Annotated in this window: 22 protein-coding genes; 14 read left to right on the forward strand and 8 right to left on the reverse strand. The window is 32.5% G+C overall.

Going from position 1 to position 20,849, the window contains the following annotated elements:
- A partial coding sequence (locus WBN21_RS06865) for a hypothetical protein (RefSeq protein ID WP_424198723.1) occupies positions 1-345 on the reverse strand: 345 nt, incomplete at its 3' end.
- A 234-nt stretch (positions 346-579) separates the two neighbouring features.
- Here WBN21_RS06865 and greA point away from each other — a divergent pair.
- Both greA and WBN21_RS06875 read left to right on the forward strand, forming a co-directional pair.
- Complete coding sequence (gene greA / locus WBN21_RS06870; RefSeq protein ID WP_424198725.1) at positions 580-1,053, forward strand: transcription elongation factor GreA; 474 nt, start codon at positions 580-582, stop codon at positions 1,051-1,053.
- A 60-nt stretch (positions 1,054-1,113) separates the two neighbouring features.
- On the forward strand, positions 1,114-1,503 hold the full coding sequence (locus tag WBN21_RS06875) for an HIT family protein (protein ID WP_424198726.1): 390 nt from the start codon (positions 1,114-1,116) through the stop codon (positions 1,501-1,503).
- Here WBN21_RS06875 and WBN21_RS06880 read toward each other — a convergent pair.
- On the reverse strand, positions 1,498-1,851 hold the full coding sequence (locus WBN21_RS06880) for a hypothetical protein (RefSeq protein WP_424198728.1): 354 nt from the start codon (positions 1,849-1,851) through the stop codon (positions 1,498-1,500). The genes WBN21_RS06875 and WBN21_RS06880 overlap by 6 nt on opposite strands.
- Before the next feature lie 9 nt (positions 1,852-1,860).
- The gene (locus WBN21_RS06885) at positions 1,861-3,018 is read right to left on the reverse strand and encodes a sensor histidine kinase (protein ID WP_424198730.1); all 1,158 of its coding nucleotides are present in this window, start codon (positions 3,016-3,018) and stop codon (positions 1,861-1,863) included.
- A 154-nt stretch (positions 3,019-3,172) separates the two neighbouring features.
- Here WBN21_RS06885 and WBN21_RS06890 point away from each other — a divergent pair, with 154 nt between their 5' ends.
- From WBN21_RS06890 to ppk2 (WBN21_RS06915), 6 genes are all read left to right on the forward strand, one after another.
- Positions 3,173-4,042 carry a flavin reductase family protein gene (locus WBN21_RS06890; RefSeq protein WP_424198732.1) on the forward strand — a complete coding sequence of 290 codons (870 nt, stop codon included), beginning with the start codon at positions 3,173-3,175 and terminating at the stop codon, positions 4,040-4,042.
- A 57-nt stretch (positions 4,043-4,099) separates the two neighbouring features.
- A complete protein-coding gene (locus WBN21_RS06895) occupies positions 4,100-4,477 on the forward strand; it encodes a DUF3127 domain-containing protein (RefSeq protein ID WP_424198734.1) in 378 nt (125 codons plus the stop codon).
- Between the two features lie 92 nt (positions 4,478-4,569).
- Complete coding sequence (aat, locus tag WBN21_RS06900) at positions 4,570-5,202, forward strand: leucyl/phenylalanyl-tRNA--protein transferase (protein ID WP_424198736.1); 633 nt, start codon at positions 4,570-4,572, stop codon at positions 5,200-5,202.
- Between the two features lie 89 nt (positions 5,203-5,291).
- Entirely contained in the window at positions 5,292-6,983 is a 1,692-nt protein-coding gene (locus tag WBN21_RS06905; protein ID WP_424198738.1) for an FAD-dependent oxidoreductase, read from the forward strand.
- A gap of 337 nt (positions 6,984-7,320) precedes the next feature.
- Complete coding sequence (gene ppk2 / locus WBN21_RS06910) at positions 7,321-8,169, forward strand: polyphosphate kinase 2 (RefSeq protein WP_424198740.1); 849 nt, start codon at positions 7,321-7,323, stop codon at positions 8,167-8,169.
- A 3-nt stretch (positions 8,170-8,172) separates the two neighbouring features.
- The gene (ppk2, locus tag WBN21_RS06915; protein ID WP_424198742.1) at positions 8,173-8,949 is read left to right on the forward strand and encodes a polyphosphate kinase 2; all 777 of its coding nucleotides are present in this window, start codon (positions 8,173-8,175) and stop codon (positions 8,947-8,949) included.
- A gap of 63 nt (positions 8,950-9,012) precedes the next feature.
- Here the strand turns inward: ppk2 (WBN21_RS06915) and WBN21_RS06920 are convergent, their stop codons facing one another.
- Positions 9,013-9,576 carry a DNA-3-methyladenine glycosylase I gene (locus WBN21_RS06920; RefSeq protein WP_424198744.1) on the reverse strand — a complete coding sequence of 188 codons (564 nt, stop codon included), beginning with the start codon at positions 9,574-9,576 and terminating at the stop codon, positions 9,013-9,015.
- A 146-nt stretch (positions 9,577-9,722) separates the two neighbouring features.
- Here WBN21_RS06920 and WBN21_RS06925 point away from each other — a divergent pair, with 146 nt between their 5' ends.
- Positions 9,723-10,340, forward strand: a complete 618-nt coding sequence (locus WBN21_RS06925) for a thioredoxin family protein (protein WP_424198746.1) — start codon at positions 9,723-9,725, stop codon at positions 10,338-10,340.
- On the opposite strand, the gene WBN21_RS06930 is transcribed toward WBN21_RS06925, so the two are convergent.
- From WBN21_RS06930 to WBN21_RS06945, 4 genes are all read right to left on the reverse strand, one after another.
- Positions 10,324-11,010 carry a hypothetical protein gene (locus WBN21_RS06930; RefSeq protein ID WP_424198748.1) on the reverse strand — a complete coding sequence of 229 codons (687 nt, stop codon included), beginning with the start codon at positions 11,008-11,010 and terminating at the stop codon, positions 10,324-10,326. The genes WBN21_RS06925 and WBN21_RS06930 overlap by 17 nt on opposite strands.
- A 178-nt stretch (positions 11,011-11,188) precedes the next feature.
- Positions 11,189-11,890, reverse strand: coding sequence for a tRNA pseudouridine(55) synthase TruB (gene truB, locus WBN21_RS06935; RefSeq protein WP_424198750.1), 702 nt, complete (start codon positions 11,888-11,890; stop codon positions 11,189-11,191).
- Between the two features lies 1 nt (position 11,891).
- Positions 11,892-12,689 carry an undecaprenyl-diphosphatase UppP gene (gene uppP, locus WBN21_RS06940; RefSeq protein ID WP_424198752.1) on the reverse strand — a complete coding sequence of 266 codons (798 nt, stop codon included), beginning with the start codon at positions 12,687-12,689 and terminating at the stop codon, positions 11,892-11,894.
- Between the two features lie 51 nt (positions 12,690-12,740).
- Positions 12,741-13,763, reverse strand: a complete 1,023-nt coding sequence (locus WBN21_RS06945) for a LacI family DNA-binding transcriptional regulator (RefSeq protein WP_424198754.1) — start codon at positions 13,761-13,763, stop codon at positions 12,741-12,743.
- A 139-nt stretch (positions 13,764-13,902) separates the two neighbouring features.
- Here WBN21_RS06945 and WBN21_RS06950 point away from each other — a divergent pair, with 139 nt between their 5' ends.
- From WBN21_RS06950 to WBN21_RS06970, 5 genes are all read left to right on the forward strand, one after another.
- Positions 13,903-16,578: a TonB-dependent receptor domain-containing protein gene (locus WBN21_RS06950; protein ID WP_424198756.1), complete on the forward strand. Its 2,676-nt coding sequence runs from the start codon at positions 13,903-13,905 to the stop codon at positions 16,576-16,578.
- 85 nt (positions 16,579-16,663) lie between these two features.
- Complete coding sequence (locus tag WBN21_RS06955) at positions 16,664-17,971, forward strand: MGH1-like glycoside hydrolase domain-containing protein (protein ID WP_424198758.1); 1,308 nt, start codon at positions 16,664-16,666, stop codon at positions 17,969-17,971.
- A 6-nt stretch (positions 17,972-17,977) separates the two neighbouring features.
- Positions 17,978-18,583 (forward strand): GNAT family N-acetyltransferase, encoded by a 606-nt coding sequence (locus WBN21_RS06960; RefSeq protein WP_424198760.1) that lies wholly within the window; start codon positions 17,978-17,980, stop codon positions 18,581-18,583.
- A gap of 11 nt (positions 18,584-18,594) precedes the next feature.
- Positions 18,595-20,241, forward strand: a complete 1,647-nt coding sequence (locus WBN21_RS06965; RefSeq protein ID WP_424198762.1) for a sodium:solute symporter family transporter — start codon at positions 18,595-18,597, stop codon at positions 20,239-20,241.
- 11 nt (positions 20,242-20,252) lie between these two features.
- A partial coding sequence (locus tag WBN21_RS06970; RefSeq protein WP_424198764.1) for a glycerate kinase occupies positions 20,253-20,849 on the forward strand: 597 nt, incomplete at its 3' end.

The raw sequence follows: 20,849 nt of genomic DNA on the forward strand, positions 1-20,849 counted from the left end.
AATTTCGTACGAGTTGCCATCATCACAAGTGCATGATGCAATTCCGCTCTCAACTCTTAAAACAGAACAAGAGCTAGGTATGTGATTTGGGTCTGTTAATTCAAAAGCTCTATATTGATCACCGCCAAGATAAGAAAGTACAATGCCATTCACCGCTCCATATGAGTCATATAAAGTAATATAGTTGCCAGGAAATTTTAATTGACTGAATTGAGGTAAATCGGTATTTATTAAATTTCTAGTATTAACATTATAATCAGGGAAATAAGGGTTCGTTTTAATTTCATCATTATTGCTGCAAGCAACAAAAAAAACGAGAAAAAACATATTATAAGTATATTTCATAGTTGATAAGAATTGAAACGCAATTTACAATAAAAAGTAAATGACGTTAATTATTTTGTATATTTCCTTTGAACGTTTTTTAATTTTTAAATTAGTTTTAAGGTAAAGTCTATTTTTGTTTTCAATACATATTAAACTAAAAATTTGTACTTTTGTTATACAATCTCGTGTAAGCGGGATTTTTTTATTTGCTGAACTTGTTCAGCATCTTTTATTAAGTAAAACGATGAAGTTATGAGTAAAGTATCATACTATACACCTGAAGGATTAAAAAAATTAAGAGCAGAGTTAAGTCAGCTTAAAGATGTTGAACGTGTAAAAGCTTCAAGAGCTATAGCTGAAGCTAGAGATAAAGGCGATTTGAGTGAAAATGCGGAATACGATGCTGCAAAAGAAGCACAAGGGATGTTAGAAATGCGAATTTCTAAACTAGAAGATGCCTTGGCTGGTGCGCGAATTATTGATGAATCTCAAATGGATACTTCTAAAGCGTTAGTGTTATCAAAAGTGAAAATAAAAAATCAAACCAATGGAATGGAAATGAATTATACTTTGGTGGCCGATGGTGAAGCAGATTTGGCTTCAGGTAAAATATCCGTTAATTCTCCAATCGGTAAAGGTTTGTTAGGCAAATCAGTTGGTGATGTAGCAGAAATTCAGGTGCCTAATGGCGTTATAAAATTTGATGTTGTTGAAATATCAAGGTAGTTGTCATTCCTGCGAAGGCAGGAATTTTTTAATTAAATACTTATTTTTAAACTTATACTAATGGCTTCAATTTTCACAAAAATAGTAAACGGCGAAATTCCTTGTTATAAAATAGCAGAAACCGAAGATTTTTTGGCATTTCTTGATGTGAATCCAAATGCAAAAGGACATACGTTATGCATTCCTAAAAAAGAAGTCGATAAGATTTTTGATTTAGATGAGTCAACCTACCATGGGTTAATGAGTTTTTCAAGAACGGTTGCTTTGGCACTAAAAAAAGCGGTTCCTTGTAAGCGTATTGGAGTAAGTGTTATTGGATTAGAGGTGCCACATGCACATGTACATTTAATTCCTTTACAATCAATGGAAGATGCACGTTTTATTCAAAAAATTAAATTATCTCCTGATGAATTTGAAGCTTTAGCCAAAGCTATTAAAGCAGAATTATAAATTCAAATAAAATAATAAAAATAGAATCAAGGCTATTATCAATACGCTTGAAGCTATTACTATCCACGATGTTTTTTTTATGTAAGTAGATGCCCTTTTTGGGGTAAATGCTTTTTTCTGGTATTCAAAAACCAAATCAATATCATCCGTCCATTGTACAGGATAAATTATTGAATTGCAATTATTACAATTCATTTCATAACTAATATCTGAAGTTATGGATTTATAGAATTTTGTTTCTTTAATTTTTTGTCTGAATGTGAGCCTTAAACCATCCTTGCTAAAACATTCTGGACAATTGTTTTTAAGTGCAACATCTTTTACATCAATCAATTTTTCAACCATCATAATTAGCTATTAGTTAGCGCGCGTTAAACTTATTTGTATGGTACTGCCTTTGTCTTTTTCGGATTGTAACACTTTAATTTTTCCATTATGAAAATCTTCAATAATACGTTTAACCAGCGATAATCCTAAACCCCAACCGCGTTTTTTTGTAGTAAATCCAGGTTCGAAAATAGTATTAAAATTCTTTTTAGAAATGCCTTTACCAGTATCCGTTACACTTATTTTCACGTCGTTTTCTAGTTGAGTAATTTCAACAGTCAATTTACCTCTACCTTTCATGGCATCAATAGCGTTTTTTACTAAATTTTCAATAGTCCAACTATAAAGTTGCTTATTTAAATTTACGAAAATTTCGCCTTCAGGGATCTTTAAGTCAAATTCAACAAGTTTTGAAGACCTTGATTTTAAGTAATCGTAAGACTCAATGGTTTCCTTTATTATATCCGCTTTTTCCAAAACCGGAATAGAACCAATTTTGCTAAATCGCTCTGTTATTGTTTTTAATCGGTCTACATCTTTTTCCATTTCAACAATGTAATCCGGATTTACATTTTCGGTTTTTAATATTTCCGTCCAACCAATTAATGAGGATAGAGGTGTTCCTATTTGGTGAGCCGTTTCTTTAGCCATACCAGACCATAACTTGTTTTGAGTGGCATTTTTATTGCTGCTGTAAAAGAAGAAAATAACAGCGCCAAAAAGCACAATAATTAGGAGTAATGCAAGTGGGTAATATTTTAATTTATTCAATAATGGCGAGTTCCCATAGTAAATAGTGGAATATATTTTGCCTTGATATTTTACATAAATAGGGGTGTTTTCGCTTTCGAATTTTTCTATCAGTTTACCAATATAAGCTTTGTTTTCAATTTTTGTTTCGTCAACATTATTATAACTACCTAAACTTCCATCTTCATTAATGGTTAGCATGGGTGTCGTTCTGTTACTATTTAAAATTTTAAGTGTTAAATCTAAATTGGTGTTGGTTTCCACATCAGAATTAATAAACTCTGTTTGGGCAAACGACCAATTTTCCATTTTTGTTCGTTCTTCATCTTTAAAATGCTGAAAAAACTCATAGGTTTTCCATAAAATAAGGGATACAATAGCAAAGGACGCTATAACAATAATCCAACGGAATGCATTGCCATGTTTTGTAAAAATCATTTAAAAAAGTAATTACGCCAATAATTATTTTGAATGTTATTGGTATTTTCTTGTAATATAATGCAAATCTGTTAATATTATTGTTCAAGTTGTTAGTAAGTCGGCTTTTAGATGCGTAATTGTTTCGTTACATTTGTGAAAACAAAAAAAGCAAATGCCCTCAATAGATCCAAAAAGCTTATCAACCAGTAAATTACATAGTTATTTGTTAAGTGCTATAGCACCAAGGCCGATAGCTTTTGCTAGTACGATTGATGCTAATGGAAATCCAAATTTGTCGCCATTTAGTTTTTTTAATGTGTTTAGTGCCAATCCGCCAATTTTAATTTTTTCTCCTGCTAGAAGAGTTAAAGATAACACGGTAAAGCACAGCTTACTTAATGCTGAAGCTACCAAGGAAGTAGTAATAAATATGGTGAATTATGATATGGTTCAGCAAATGTCATTAAGCAGTACAGAATATCCTGAAGGGGTTAATGAGTTTGAAAAAGCTGGATTAACCATGTTGAAGTCGGAAATTGTAAGACCGTTTAGAGTTGCCGAAGCGCCTGTTCAGTTTGAATGTAAGGTAAACGATATTATTAAATTAGGAACTGAAGGCGGAGCAGGAAATTTAATTATATGTGAAGTGGTAAAACTTCATATTGATGATACGGTTCTTGATGAAAATGGTGCCATTGATCAAAAGAAATTAGATTTAGTAGCCAGAGCAGGAGGAAGCTATTATAGTCGTGCTAAAAAAGGTTTTTTTGAAATACCAAAACCAATTTCTACGTTAGGAATAGGTATTGATTCGTTTCCTGATTTTGTTAAAAATAGTATGATTTTAACAGGAAATGATTTAGGAATGTTGGGAAATGTTGAAGCGTTACCAAATGAAGAAAGTGTAAAAGCATTTGTTGATGAGGTTGGTAAAAGGTATCCAAACATTAAAACAGCTACACACAGAGAGAAGCATAAACTGGCAGGTAAATATCTGAGTTTTGGAGATATTGAAAGTGCTTGGAAAATATTGCTTTCTTAAATAGAAATGCTTAATTTTAAAGAATAATAACAATAGTAAATAAATAATTACGATTACATGGAAGTTCAAGGAAGAATAAAAATGGTTGGAGAAACTCAAACTTTTGGAAGCAATGGGTTTAGAAAAAGAGAAATAGTTGTTACAACTGAAGAGCAATACCCACAACATATTATGGTGGAATTTGTTCAAGATAAAACAGATTTGTTAAACGATTATAAAGAAGGGCAACAAGTTAAAATAAACATCAACTTACGTGGTAGAGAGTGGGTAAACCCTCAAGGAGAAACAAAATATTTTAACTCTATTCAAGGATGGAGAATAGAAGCTGTTCAAGGTGAAGCAGGAGCAGAAAATATGCCTCCAGTACCGCCAGCAGATGCTTTTGAGCCTGCGGGAGATTTAAAAGAAGAAGATCACGACGATTTACCTTTTTAAATAAAATAATTTGTCATTCCCACGAAGGTGGGAATTTTATAAACCAACCTCAACGTTAATTGTAACGTTGAGGTTTTTTATATTTATTTTGAATGCAATACCTAAACACAGATATTTGGTTTCCCGATGTTAATAAAGCTTCACCAGAAGGTTTATTGGCGTTTGGTGGCGATTTATCTACGGAAAGATTATTACTGGCATATAATTCTGGTATTTTCCCTTGGTTTGATTCCGAAGAGCCTATTTTATGGTGGTCGCCGGATCCGCGATTTGTACTTTTTCCCGAAAAGTTGAAAGTATCAAAAAGCATGCGCCAAGTGATGCGAAACAAAGATTATAAAGTAACCGTAAATAAAGATTTTAGAGGGGTTATTAGGCAATGTGCTAAAATGAAACGCAACGGACAAGGAGGTACCTGGATTACAGAAACTATGATTGATGCTTATATAAAACTACATGAGTTAGGTTACGCTAAATCTATTGAAGTGTGGGATGATGATAATTTGATTGCAGGCCTTTATGGTATCGATTTAAACAATGGTGTGTTTTGCGGAGAAAGCATGTTTTCTAAGGAAAGTAATGCAAGCAAAGTTGGGTTTATTTCGTTTATTCAGAATACAAATTATAAACTTATAGATTGCCAAGTGTATACCAATCATTTGGAAAGTTTGGGTGCAGAGGAGATTTCTAGGGGTACATTTTTGGAGTATTTAAACATATCATAAAAATGAAAATTAAGAAAACGTTATAGTAACAAATATTACACACTAGGTAAAATATTTGACTGAAATTCGCCTTATAATTTAAGAAAGAAATGAAAAAAATTATAGTTATAGGCGGTTTATCCGCAGGCCCATCTGCAGCGGCAAAAGCGAGACGTGAAGACGAACAAGCTGAAATTCTTTTGTTCGAAAAGGGAGCAAATATTAGTTATGCAACTTGCGGAATGCCTTATGCGTTTTCAGGAGTTATAGAGAGCAGAGATAATTTAATGGTTGTAAAACCTGAGTTACTTCAAAATCGATTTAATATTGATGTGCATTTAAATGAGGAAATCGTAAAAATAGATACCAAAAATAAAATGGTGTATTCTCATGTTAAAGGTTATTCTTATGACACATTAATTTTTGCAACAGGAGCAAGTTCTGTTGTGCCACCAATAGGCAATATAAAATTAGCCAATAATTGGTCGACGTGTCGTTCTATGATTGATTTTGATAAAATAACTAAAGAAGGCTTAACAAGCGAATCAAAACATATAACGGTTATTGGAGCAGGTTTAATTGGTGTTGAAGTTGCCGAAAACCTAAAAGAAGCTGGAAAAGAAGTCACTTTAATTGAGGGTGATTCACATGTGTTAAATATGTGGCAACAAAAATTCGGAAACTTTGCTGGAAACGTGCTGATCTCTAAAGGCATTGAAGTTCTAACATTAAGTTTTGTGTCTAAATTTGATATCGACCAAAATGGAAAAATCAAAGCAGTTGTTACTCAAGCAGGAAAACGTATTCCAACCGATTTTGTAGTGTTAAGTGTCGGAATTAAGCCAAATACCGATTTGTTATTGGTCGAAGGGGCAGAAGCAATAGAAAATGGAGCATTAAAAGTAAATGAGTTAATGGAAACTTCTATTAAAGATGTGTATGCAGCAGGAGATAATGTATCCATTAAAAATTTGCAAACCAACGAGTATGATTATTTTCCTTTAGGAACGCATTCTAATAAAGCAGGTCGCGCAGCAGGAGCCAATGCAGTAGGGAGAACTATTGAATTTAAAGGCGCTTACAAAACTGCCATAGTAAAAGTGTTTGACTATACGTTGGCAAGAACAGGAATGAATGCTACTGCCTTAATCCAAAAAGATATTCCGTTTAAAACGGTTTTAACCGTTGCAGGATCTACTCCAGGTTATTATCCTGGACAAAAAGATTTAATTACAGAGATTTATTATAATCCTGAAACTGAAGAAATTTTAGGAGCAGAATTATTTGGAGAAGTTGGTGTGGATAAACGAGTTGATGTATTGAGCACAGCCATTTATGCAAAATTAAAAATTACTGATTTGGCGCAATTGGATTTAGCATATGCACCTCCATTTTCACCAGCAAAAGACCCAGTTGTAGTAACAAGTTTTGTAACAGAGAATATTTTAAATAATAGAAGTGAACAACTATCTGTAGAAGCATTAGAAATTTTAATCAACGATAATTCAAATGAAGACTATTTGTTATTGGATTCCAGAACAGTTGAAGAATACGAAAAAGGAACCATTCCCGGAGCAGTCAATTATCCTTTGGATGGGTTAAGACAACATGTGGACCATATCAAGAGTCTTGATAAGAAAGTAGTTATTTTTTGTCAAAAAGGATTAAGAGGGTATTTAGCCGAATTAATTTTAAGAAATAATGGTATAACCAATGTTGTAAATATTGCGGGAGGTTTTAAAGTATGGCAAATGTATAGTGAACGTATTGAAATTCCACAACCATTATTGGTCAAAAAATAAAGAAATGTTTTGTCTTTTTGTTATTTCTGTGAAGGCAGAAATCTCATAAACCAACCTCAATGTTAACTATACGTTGAGGTTTTTTTATTCACCCTAAATACATTACCTAAATGAAGATGTTTGGTCTCTCGATGTTAATAGGGTTTCTCTAGATGGCTTATTTCGTTTATTTAGAAAACAAATTATAAACTTATAGATTGTCAAGTATACACCTATCACTTTGAAAGTTTGGTTACAGGGGAAGTTTCTAGCGCGATGGTTATAGGAATAATAAATTGATGAAAGTCATATTTCATTTATAAAAAAATGTTGATATTAGTAACTTATACATGAATATATGCTAACACGAGACGATTTCCAAAAAGGAAATAATAAAGAAGAGTTTCTAAAAATACTTCAAGAAAAACTTACAGAGGACGCCTATAACGGCATTTTGTATTCTGTTAATTACGAAAAAGAACTACTTAAACTTCAGGCAGAATTGGTTGATTTACAGCAATGGGTTGCAAAACATAAAAAGCGTGTTTGCATCTTATTCGAAGGTCGAGATGCCGCAGGAAAGGGTGGTGCAATACGTAGATTTACAGAGCATTTAAATCCACGTTCCATGCGTGTTGTTGCACTTACAAAGCCTACAGATGTTGAGAGGGGTCAATGGTATTTTAGGAGATATATTAAAGAATTGCCAGATCCTGGAGAACTTGTTTTTTTTGATAGAAGTTGGTACAATCGTGCAGTTGTTGAGCCTGTAATGGGCTTTTGTGGTGAAGAAGCGTATAATAAATTCATGGTTCAGGTTACCGAATTTGAGCATATGCTCTATGAAGATGGGGTTATTATAATTAAATTCTGGTTTTCAATCTCCAAAGATGAACAGGAAAGACGTTTCGATTCCAGAATGGCAAACCCTTTAAAAGAATGGAAATTTAGCGAGGTTGATAAACAAGGTCAAATACTTTGGGACAAGTACACATACTATAAAGAGCAAATGTATAGTAAAACACATACATCATTTAGTCCTTGGATTATTATTAAAACCAATAATAAAAAAGAAGCAAGGTTAGAAAGTATGAGACATGTATTATCTAAATTTAATTATGAAGGAAAGGGGAATTCTGGAACTACCATTCTACCAGATCCAAATGTTGTGCAACGCTACCATAGAATGATAAAACAAATTGATTAAGACATGCAAAATTTATCAGATAAAAGTTTAAAACAGCTAAATTCTAAAAAAGGCTTAAAATATTTTTTATTACAAGACGGGATGACTCCCGCTAAAGCTGTTAGAATAATGAACTACGAAAGTAAATTGAAAAAATTACAAGGCGAGCTCATTAAGTTACAGCAATGGGTTGAGGCAAACGACGAAAAAGTTGTAATCATTTTTGAAGGAAGAGATGCCGCTGGAAAAGGTGGTGCTATTCGTCGTGCTACAGAACATTTAAATCCACGTGAATTTAAAGTAGTAGCCTTGCCAAAACCTACGGATGAGGAACAAGGAGAATGGTATTTTCAACGTTATATAAATAATTTACCTAGAGAAGGAAAAATAGTTTTTTTTGATAGGAGTTGGTACAATCGTGCAGTTGTTGAACCAGTAAATGGATTTTGTACCGAAGAAGAGTATAATATTTTCATGAATCAGGTAAATGATTTTGAACGTATGATAATCGAATCAGGGATACGCGTTATAAAATTCTATTTTTCAATAACAAAAAGCGAACAAATAAAACGTTTTAAAGATATTAAAACCAGCCCTTTAAAGAAATGGAAATTTAGTAAAGTTGATCAACAAGCTATTAGGCTTTGGGATTCTTATACCGAATACAAAAAAAGAATGTTTGCTAAAACAGACACCGAAATTTCACCTTGGATAATTATTAAAGCTAATAGAAAAAGTGCTGCAAGACTTGAAACGATTCAGAAAATTTTAGAATTAGTTCCTTATAAAAAAGAGGTTTAATTCTTAGTTGGTGCAGTTAAGGTTATGGGCACTAATTTTGGGTTTATCAAAAAAATATATTTGTTAAACTTCACCATACCTAAAACAATTCACTTCATGGTCATTCACCATGCCGGTAGCTTGCATGTGTGCATAAATTACAGTAGAACCTACAAATTTAAAGCCTCGTTTTTTTAAATCTTTGCTAATCGTATCGCTTAAAGGGGTGTTTCCAGGAGCTTCTTTGTAGTTTTTAACGGTGTTTTTAATAGGTTTTCCATCAACAAAACTCCAAATGTATTTACTAAAGCTTCCAAATTCTTTTTGAACTTTCATAAAAGCTTGCGCGTTACTAACCGTTGCATTTACCTTTAGTTTATTTCTTATAATACCAGCATCTTCAAGTAGAATTTCAATTTTGGCTTGTTTATAATTGGCTATTTTTTTGTAATCGAAATTATCAAAGGCATTTCGGAAGTTTTCACGTTTTCTCAAAACGGTTATCCAACTTAATCCGGCCTGAAAAGTTTCCAAAATTAAAAATTCAAATAATGTATCATCATCATAAACAGGAACGCCCCATTCATTGTCATGATAGGCTTCATATAAGTCATCTCCTTCACACCAACCGCATCTGTATTTTTTCATTTTTTAATTCAAATTAATATAAATTGACTACTAAATAATCGAATCTGTAAGGTATAAAATAAAAATATGACAAATATCATCTTAATTAAAACCTCATCCTATTAGTTTTGTGTTAGCATATTTTATTCCTTAAAAATACACACACTATGAATTCTATTATTAAAAAAAGTATTGACAAAAGTATTTCATATCAAGACTATAGAGCTTTAGTGAAGCAGTTGGCAGATGAAAATTCTAATACTGGATTGGAAAAAACGGAAGACCTAGCAAATTACACAAAGCTTAATGATAAGCGCATGAAGCGATGGGATAAAACCTTAAAAATTTCAGAAGAAGCGCAACAACAGATAACAGATTTTAATCAAAAAATTACTTGGTTAGTTATAACTGAAAGTTGGTGTGGCGATGCTGCTCATATGTTACCTGTACTTAATAAAATTGCTGAGTTAAACATGAATATTGATTTAAAAATAGTGCTTCGTGATGATAACTTGGAACTCATGGATATGTTTTTGACCAATGGTGGAAGAGCCATTGCAAAAGTTATTATGATTGAAAATAAAACGGGTGAGGTGTTGAATACGTACGGTCCCAGACCTAGTGAAGCAACTAGTTATGTAAATAGGTTTAAAGCTAAAAATGGTACGCTTACGCCTGAGTTTAAAGAAGATTTACAACATTGGTATAATAAAGACAAAGGGCAAAATATAATAAAGGATATTGTTCAAAAACTTTGTCAATTAGAAGCTACTGCTTGCCTATAAAAAAGAATGTAATAGATCCTATTTGAGTGTCCTTAACATCAGCGCTAAATTGTGATTGTTTGGCGTAGTCAAGTGCGTGTCCAATTAAGCATTCGTTTTCTGAAGTTGATGAGGTGTTTACATATGCATCAGTAACATTTCCTAGCGCGTTTACAGTAATATTTACAACTATTTTACCATCAACCTCGCATAAATAAACAGGTATAGGGATGTGAATTTTTTTTCTGTCTTTTAATGAAAATCGGATAGAACTTTTTGAGTTATTGCCATCAGACTGTTGTTGTTTTAGTAAATCATTTACCTTACTAAATTTTGCTAATTCTTCCGTATTTAATTTAGAATCTTCAGGCATCTCGTAAGCTTTACGTGCTACAGTTTCATTTTCTGTGGTGTGATCAGATTTTGGAACATAATCTTTAGGTGGCGCGATAGATTTATATGCTTGCGCAAAGTGTTTCGATTTTTGCGTTTCGTTAAAAGCTTCGTTCGTTTCGGCTTTAGCGTTATTAAGCTTTTCTAAAGTTTCAAGAATTTTAATTTCTTCTTTAGTCAACTCTTTTTCTGGTTCCATTTCATAGTAACTTTCAGACGCAAATTCGTTCTGTTTTTTAAGGCTTAAGTTAAAAACAGATAAAACTACAGTTCCAGAAATTAGAATTGTAATAAGCAAGGCTTTATGTTGATTATTCAGGTTCAATACGCTTTTTTATTTGGGGAATCGTATCAATATATACGGCAAAATAAGGGAAAAAGTTTAATATAACCTAAAAATAATGGAAATTCAAAGAAATATAGAGCTGCCTAAGTTATTGAAATAGAGCTATTTTCATGCTAAATTCAGTCTAATTTTAAGTGGCTTTCGGACTTAAATTTTTAATAAAAGTTTCAATAGAATCGGCATTTTTAACATCAAAATCTCCAATTTTAGTGCGCCTTAAAGCTGATAAGTGCGCGCCAGAGTTTAATGCTTTTCCAAAATCGTTTGCTAAAGAACGAATGTAGGTGCCTTTACTACACACTACTCTGAAATCGATTTTTACACCATCAATTTTAGTGATTTCAAATTCAGAAATACTCACTTCTCTTGATGGAATATCAACATGTTCGCCAGCTCTAGCAAATTCATAAAGCCGTTTGCCGTCTTTTTTTAATGCTGAAAACACAGGCGGGAATTGTTGAATGGTACCAATAAATTGCTCAGTAGTTTTGTAAATTAAATCTTCTGAAATATGCTCCGTTGGGAAGGTTTCATTTATTTCGCTTTCTAAATCAAAGGAAGGTGTGGTGCTTCCTAAAACTAGGGTGCCAGTATATTCTTTTATTTGTCCTTGAAAGGTATCAATTTGCTTGGTCATTTTCCCCGTACAAATCACTAACAAGCCAGTTGCTAATGGGTCTAATGTTCCCGCATGTCCAACTTTTATCTTTTTAATTGTAAACGCTTGGCGTATTTCCCATCGTAGTTTGTTAACTACCTGAAAGGAGGTCCAATTTAGAGGCTTGTCTATCAGTAAAACTTGCCCGGAAAGATAATTGTCTTTTGTAAGCATATTAATTGTTAAATAAAGCAAATGCAATGGCTATTAAGCCCACAATAACGCAGTAAATAGCAAAATAAGTTAGTTTACTTTTCTTAACTAACGCGATCATCCAAGTACAAGCAAATAAGCCTGCCACAAAAGCTGCGATAAAACCAATTGATAATGCTGTAAAGTTGCCAGAATCATAGGTTAATTCGCCACTAAAAAGATCTTTAGCAATTTTTCCAAAAATTAATGGCACCACCATTAAGAATGAAAAACGAGCCGCTTTTGTTTTATCATTACCTAATAAAACGGACGTTGAAATGGTGGCTCCAGAACGTGAAATACCGGGTAACATAGCTATGGCCTGAGAAATTCCAATAATAAACGCATTTTGGAAGGAAACTTCTTTATTTGTGTTTTTGGCTTTATCTGCTAAAAATAACAATATGGCTGTAACAATTAGCATGCAACCTACTAGCAAAATATTGCCATCAAAGAGCGATTCTAATTGTTTTTCGAAAAACAAACCAACTATTACCGCAGGAATCATGGAAAGTGCAATTTTAGAAATAAATCGTAAATCATCATTCCATTCAAATTTTAAGGCGCCCTTTATGAGGTCGAAAATATCTTTCCTAAAAACAACCATGGTACTTAATGCTGTTGCAAAGTGCAATACTACCGTAAATAACAAACTTTCTTCTGGTACCGAATTATCACCAAGTATGGCTTTTCCTAACTCTAAATGCCCACTCGATGATACAGGTAAAAACTCGGTAAGTCCTTGAACAATACCTAAAATGATTGCGTCTATAATTTCCATGGCGCAAAAGTATTAAAATTGATGAAGCAAAGTTAATTTCAATTAAAAATATTAAACTTTAAAAGTGGAATCTCTAATAATAAGATTTCCTTTTATTTCAATCATTTTATTGGTTAAAATGTCGGTGGTACTTTCTATTTCTTCAATAAGGTATTTAACTGCCGTTTTACCAATTTTTTCTCCAGGTTGGTCTACAGTTGTTAGTTTGGGTTCAATAATTATTGAATGTGTAGAATTACTAAAACCAATAACTGCTATATCTTCTGGAATCTTAACATTAAATTTTTTTAAAGTTTGTATTACTCCAATTGCAGCACTATCGGTTATTGCAAAAATAGCATCAGGTTTGTTTTTAATACTCAATAAATGGTTTGCCATGCGTTTTCCTTGTCTTAAAGAGATATCATCAACACTTATAATAATTTTTTCGTCAATTTCAATCCCATTTTCTTTTAAGCCTCTTAAATAACCAGCATATCTTTTTTCTGATGTATATGAAAACTCTCGCTCTTTAATAATTGCAATGCGTTTTTTGCCAATATTGATTAAATGCTCAATGGCGTTGTATGCAGCTTCTTCATCATTAATAGTTACTTGTGTGCATGGTATTTTATTTGATACTTTATCAAAAAGTATTAAAGGTACTTTATTAAGTATTGGTAAAATATTATCTATATTTCTTGTCATTTTCGTTAATGAAACCAAAATGCCGTCAACACCAAATTGAATCATGGTGTTAAGCATTTCTGTTTGTTTTAAAACATCGTTATTCGATTCAGATATAATAACTCGATAGCCCTTTAGTGCTGCTTCTTCCAGAATACCTCTTACTATAGTAGTAGTAAAATAATGTGTAATATTAGGAACAATTACACCAATAATATTGGAACGATGTTTTCTAAATCCTTTAGCAAAGATATTAGGAACATAATTCATGGATTGGGCTAGTTGCTTTACTTTTTTTATTGTTGCTTCACTAATATCTGGATGATTATTTAGTGCTCTAGAAACTGTAGAAGTCGATAAATCAAGTATTTGCGCTAATTTTTTTAAAGTAACCACTTCCTTTTTCATTTTACTTACTATTTTTTTGTTAAAAATTCATTATGCAATCGTTCCCGCAAACGTTTGCGTACAAATATCATAATTTTTTAGCACTTTTTTTGAGTACTTGATTATAAATTTGCTTTAAAATTAACTAATTCTAAATATCATGAAAAAAATTATTTTTACATTATTATGTGTGTTTAGCATTTCCGCAACGTTTTCACAAACGGATATATCAGGAACTGTTAAAGACAATGCAGGTGTTCCAATTACTGGAGCAAATTTATTAATAGTTGGTAGTACCTCTGGGGCAACATCAGATTTTGATGGGAATTTTAGTTTCTCATCAAACCTATCTGGTGTTCAAACTGTTAAGATTTCTTACTTAGGGTATGAGACTCAAAACAAAACAGTAACGCTTGATGGGTCACCAATTTCTTTACAAATTATTATGGTAGAAGGTGGTAATGCTCTAGATGAAGTTGTGCTAACTGCTTCTGCTACCTTTAGATCTCAAAAAGACACACCAATGTCTATTAGCTCGCTAAAGCAAAATGAAATAACCAAGCTTTCTGCAAATAGCCAAGCTGATATATTAAGAAGTATACCAGGTATTACCGCTGAAGGTGGTGGTGGTGAAACAGCCTCGAACGTTTTTGTAAGAGGTTTGCCTTCTGGAGGACAATATGTTTTTAATCCGCTTCAATATGATGGTATGCCATTAATGAGTACGTTTGGTTTAAATTCATCTGCGCATGATGTGTATGCAAGACCTGATATAGGTTTTAAAGGTGTTGAGTTTGTACGTGGTGGTGCTGCTGTATTATACGGAGCAGGTTCTGTTGCTGGTATTATTAACTATACAAGTAAAACGGGAGATTCTAACGAAGAGAATATTATTAATATGGAATGGGCCGATAAAGGGCGTTTAAAAACTGACTTTTATACCGGTGGTAAATTAGGTGGAGAAGATTCTAACACTTATTACGCATTTACTGGTTTTGTTAGAAAAGACGACGGACCTATTGAAACTGGAATGCCAACAAAAGGGGTTCAGTTTAGAGCTAATATTAAAAAGAAGTTTGAAAATGGATCTTTTACAGTTCATGGACAGTTTATAAATGATAATGCGCAATTCATTATGCCATTACCGTTAGATGGAAATAGAAAAAGAATAAATGGTAATGATGGTGAACCTGTACAACAGCTACTGTCTGGAGAGTTAGCTAACACCTCATTTTTAACAGCTGGAGGTGCTTATGAAAGCCCAATAGAAGACGGTGTTTCTACACAAGGAGGATATTTAATGGGAGATTTTGACTATAAATTCTCTGATGATTTAAGATTCAAATCGAAAATTAAATATGCAAACTACAAACATAATTTCGCATTATATGTAGGAGGTAATGGAGATAATAATAACCCAATTGCTTTAAATGATTACGTAGCAAATGTTGCTCCAGGAAACCTTGGTTTTACTGCGCAATATCAAGGAACTAGTTCTGCTGTTAACGGATCAGATTTAGTTGTAGATAATTTACATGTAGATAGATTACGTCCTATGACAGATTATTCTGGAGAAGCGTCATTAACGAAAACGTTAGAAGGAACTAACGGAACACATAATATTACTGGAGGTGTTTATTTAGCGCGTACTGAAGCTGAAGATGTTAATTATCAATATAGAGTATTGTCTGAGTTTAACAACAATCCTCAATTAGTAAATTTAAGTTATGTTGATGCTGGTGGAGATGATGTTACATTTTCTACAGGTGGTCTTTATAACAGAATAGGTATGACTTCAAACAATTTTTTATCTCAAAACAAAACGGCTGTATATTTAACAGATGAGATGGTTTTAGATAAATGGCGTTTTGATGTTGGTTTAAGAATAGAAAATACTGAAGGTACTTTTAGTAAAGGAAATATTGTATCTAGTCAAGTGTACGATGATGCTAATTTAACACCAGAATTAGCAAACGTACAGTTTGCAGATGGTAGTTTTACAAGAGCAAATGTAAGCGCAACAGATTGGGCTTTGTCTTTAGCTGGTTTATACAAACTGAGTGATCCTGTAAATTTATATGCTAACTTTTCTAGAGGATTCTTTTTTCCACAAATCAGAGGATTTGCGCCTATCGCTTCTGGTGTTACAGGAAGTAAATACGATTCAGAAAAAATCATTCAATTTGAAGCTGGTGCAAAAATAGGTACTGAGAAAGTAAAAGGATCAGTAGCTGCATATTACGTTGGATTAAGTGATAGAATTAAAATAGACCAAGGGTTTGTAAGTGGTACCTTAGTTGATTTAACAAGATCAGAACAAAGCACAAAAACCATAGGTTTAGAAACTACTTTTGATTGGGCTTTTGCGGAAAACTTTAATTTAAGAGGTACTGCAACTTATCAAGATCATGAAATTTCTAAAAATGTATCTACAGATTTAACTAATAATACATCTTCTACTACAAATGAAGGTAATGAATTAGCAAGACAACCTAATTTCTTGGGTAGTTTAGGTGTAAATTATGATGATGGAGCGTTTGATGCGCTATTTTCATTCAACCATACAGGAAGCAAATTTGCAGCCGATAATAATACAGTAGAGTTAGATGCAATTACTATTGCACGTATTGGAGCAGGTTATATGTTTAAAATGGGAGATAATTTAGATAGTGATGACACATTAAGAATTGGTTTCTCTGTATTCAATTTATTTAATGATGAAGGAGTAACTGAAGGTGATCCTCGAAATGTAAATCAAGCAGGTGACGCAGAGTTCTTTTTTGGAAGACCTATTTTACCTCGTAGATTTTTCATAACAGCGACATTTAGTTTTTAATTATATTGATTAGTTTAGTTTGATAACTCATCACTTACGATGCTAAGTTGTTGGTGGTGAGTTTTTTTTAAATAAGAAATATATTATGGAAGAATTAAAAAATAAAGCAATTGAAGTCCTAAATGGCAACTGGAAAGATGAAGTTGGTTTTAGCATCCCTTGTGCAAATTTATATCCATTCCAATGGTTTTGGGATTCAGGATTAATAGCTATTGGGTTTGCTCATTTTGATATGGCAAAGGCCGAAAGAGAAATTGAAACGTTGTTGGATGCACAATGGGGTAATGGTTTTATACCACATATTATTTTTCATACGGATACCGATACATATTTTCCGGGACCAGATTTTCATCGATCTGATTTACATCCCCAATCTTCAAAAAAATATAAATCAACAGGTATGACACAGCCTCCTGTAACAGGTTTTGTGCTAGAAGAAATATATCGTATTAGTGAAGACAAAGAAGCCACTTTAAAGTTTATTGAGAAGGCAATTGATAAGGTTTACTATAACCATGAGTATTTCTATAAAAACAGAGATCCTCAAAACGAAGGGCTAGTATATATTTATCATAATTGGGAATCAGGTACTGATAATTCGCCTATTTGGGATGATATTTGGGAAACCATGAATCCGCCAGAGTACACTTTTGAAAGGCGAGATACAACGCACGTTGATGCTTCAGAGAGACCCTCAAAAAGAGAATATGACCACTATTTATATATCATAGATATAGCAAAAGAACATAATTATAGTGACGAAAAAATAGCAGAGTTATCACCATTTTTGGTGCAAGACCCACTATTTAATGCCATGTTGATTAAGTCTAATCAGAGTTTAATCAATTTATATGAAAAGTTAGGAAATACTGAAAAAGTAAGTCAGCTAAAGCAATGGCAGGAAAAAAGTATTCACTCGTTTAATAGCAAGTTGTTTGATAAAGAAATTGGAGCGTATATTCATTATGATTTACGTAATGAAAGAGCGCTCCGATTCTTGTCATCATCATCATTTTCACCATTATATGCTGGTATTCCAAGTAAAGAAAGAGCAGCGTCTATGGTAAAAGTTATGATGGATAAGTTTGGTGGAGAACATCAATATTTATGTGCTTCTTTTGATCCTACTAGCGAACGTTTCAGTCCAAAAAAATATTGGAGAGGCCCAGTTTGGGTCAACCTTAACTGGATGCTTTATAAAGGATTAAAGGAATATGGTTATAGCGAAATTGCTGAGCGAGTAAAGCAAGACACCATTAGTATTATTGATAAAAATGGGTTTTACGAATATTTTGATTCAAGAAAAGAAATGCACCAAAATGGAAAAGCAGGTTATGGAGGTAATAATTTTTCTTGGAGTGCTGCTTTATTGATTGATTTACTTGAAAGTTAAATATAAGTGTCACAATTAGATTACTCAAAGGGTTATGTTCTAGAGGATGATTATGTAAAATTAATGCCTCTTAAAATAGAACATATTGAGTATCTGTTGGATCTTTCAAAGGAACCAAATTTGTGGACATATTTTCTTGAAAAAGGAGATGGTTTAGAAAACTTAACTAAATATATAACATCAACTGTTCATAACAGAAAGCATCAAAAAGAATATCCTTTTATAGTTTTTGATAAAATAAAAAAGCAATATGCTGGTACAACAAGATTCTATGATAACTCATCGGAATTAAAAACTATTAAGTTAGGGCATACATGGTACGGAAAGGATTTTCGCGGAACAGGATTAAACAAACGCTGTAAATATTTATTATTTCAATTTGCATTTGAAACCCTAGAATTAGAACGTGTAGGTTTTGGTGCGCATGCCGAAAATAAAATAAGCATAACCGCTATGAAAAGTGTGGGTTGTAAAGAAGAAGGTGTTTTGAGAAATTTTATTCCATCACTTGATGGAATAGGAAGATCCGATATCATATTATTGAGCATTCTAAAAGATGAATGGTTTGAAAAAGTAAAAACAGAATTAAAGCATAAACTAACTAAACACTAAAACTTTAAATTATGAATTGGCTAGACTATAGTATCGTCATATTTTATATTATATTTTTCTTAGGAATGGGTTTCTTTTTTAAGGATAATAAAGATTCTAAAGATTACTTTTTAGGTGGAAAAAGTATGGGATGGTTTCCATTGAGTTTATCAACTATGGCAACTCAATTATCTGCTATTAGTTTTATTTCAGCACCAGCTTTTGTTGGTCTAAAACTTGGTGGCGGTATGAAATGGCTAACTTTTGAGTTTGCTGTTCCACTTGCCATGATTTTTATTATGATTGTCATAATTCCGCCTTTATTTAGATCTGGAGTTGTTAGTATTTATGAATTTGTAGAGAAACGTTTTAGCACATCAACACGATTAATATTAAGTATCGTTTTTCAAATAAGCAGAGCGCTCGGAACTGGGGTAATGGTATATACTATTGCCATTATATTACAAGCGGTTTTAGATATTGACTTTGTTTATACAATACTAATAATAAGTGTTATTACCATTATTTATTCATGGCAAGGCGGTATGAAAGCAGTTGTTTGGGGTGATGCTATACAAATGATAATTTTATTCGCAGGGTTAATTATATGCTTGTATTTCGGATGGAGTCTTCTGCAAGAACATGGTGGTTTAGCCAATGGTTTTGATCCCGAACGATTAAAAGTGATCGACTATAACTTAGGGATAGGAGAAGGAAACGAATATGGCTTATTGCCAATGATTATTGGTGGATTTTTTCTTTATGCTTCTTATTACGGTTGCGATCAAACACAGGCACAAAGAATGTTGTCTGCTAAAGACGAGAAAACCATTAAACAACTTTTATTGGCTAACGGACTTTTAAGATTCCCAGTAGTTTTAATATATTGTATTATGGGATTAGTTATTGGTGGTTTAATAACACAAGCGCCAGGTTTTCTTGAAGAAATAGCAATGACTACTCAAAAATATTTTCCAGAAGAATTTGCTACTCATGGCGTAAAAGCAGATTTAATGATACCTGTTTTTATTATGAAATATTTACCTCACGGTTTAATAGGAATTTTAATGGTAGGTATTTTATCGGCAGCCATGTCCTCCTTAAGTTCTACAGTTAATTCATTATCCGCAGTAACTGTTGAAGATTTCTTTAACAGAGGAGAAAAAAAATTAAGCGACAAAAAATATATGCTTATTTCTAAAGGTTCGGTTGTGTTTTGGGGAGTAATTTGTATTGCAGCGGCCTTTCTTTTTGGAGGCAGTAAAAGTGCTGTTATAGAAATTATAAACGCTATAGGTTCTGTGTTTTACGGACCAGTATTAGTGACTTTCTTTTTAGCATTCTTTTCAAAAAAAGTAAATCATATTGGTATGAATGCTGCAATTATTTCTGCAGTTTTAATAAACTTAGTATTTTCAAAAACAATTCAAGAATTATTTCACATAGATTTAGGTTTTAATATTTTTTGGATTTGGTTAAACTTTACTGGTGTAATAATAGCATTGGTAGTTGCTTATACAGTTAGCGCATTTACTAGTAATACAGAGGTTAAACGCATTTCTAATTTTAATGTATCGATTAAGAAAGAGGACTTTATGATAAAAGAGGTGTATATTCTTGTTGCATTTTTTATTTTTATAATAATGCTTAGCTATTTCCTTCCATCTATTTTAAGTTAAATTCTGAACAAATGAAAATAGTAATAGCGCCAGATAAATTTAAAAACTCCTTAACAGGCTTAGAATTTTGTAATGCTGTTGAAGAAGAATTAAAAACTTTAAGGTCAGATATTGAAATTTTAAAACTACCATTAGCCGATGGAGGCGATGGCACTATTGAAGTTGTAAATTATTACTTAAAAGGGGCAGTTGTAAAAGTAGAAGTAAACAACCCTTTTTTTAAACGAGTATTAGCAGCTTATTTATATTCTGAAGCTTCAAAAACGGCATTTATAGAAATGGCAGAGGCTTCCGGTGTGAAATTGTTAAATCCAAACGAATTTGATTGTAAAAACGCAACAACTTTAGGAACAGGAGAAATGATTGTTGATGCTATTGAAAAAGGAGCTTCAAAAATTATATTAGGTATTGGTGGTAGTGCAACAAACGATTGTGGTATTGGTATGGCAACCGCCTTAGGTTATCGTTTTTTAGATAAAAACAATAAAAAAGTAATTCCTATTGGTGCAAACTTATCTGATGTTAAAGCTATAGATGTAACCCATGTTCATCCTAAATTAAATGATGTAAAATTCAATATTGCATGTGATGTTACCAATCCATTACAT

The organism is Algibacter sp. (assembly GCF_049667265.1).
Lineage (GTDB): Bacteria > Bacteroidota > Bacteroidia > Flavobacteriales > Flavobacteriaceae > Algibacter_B.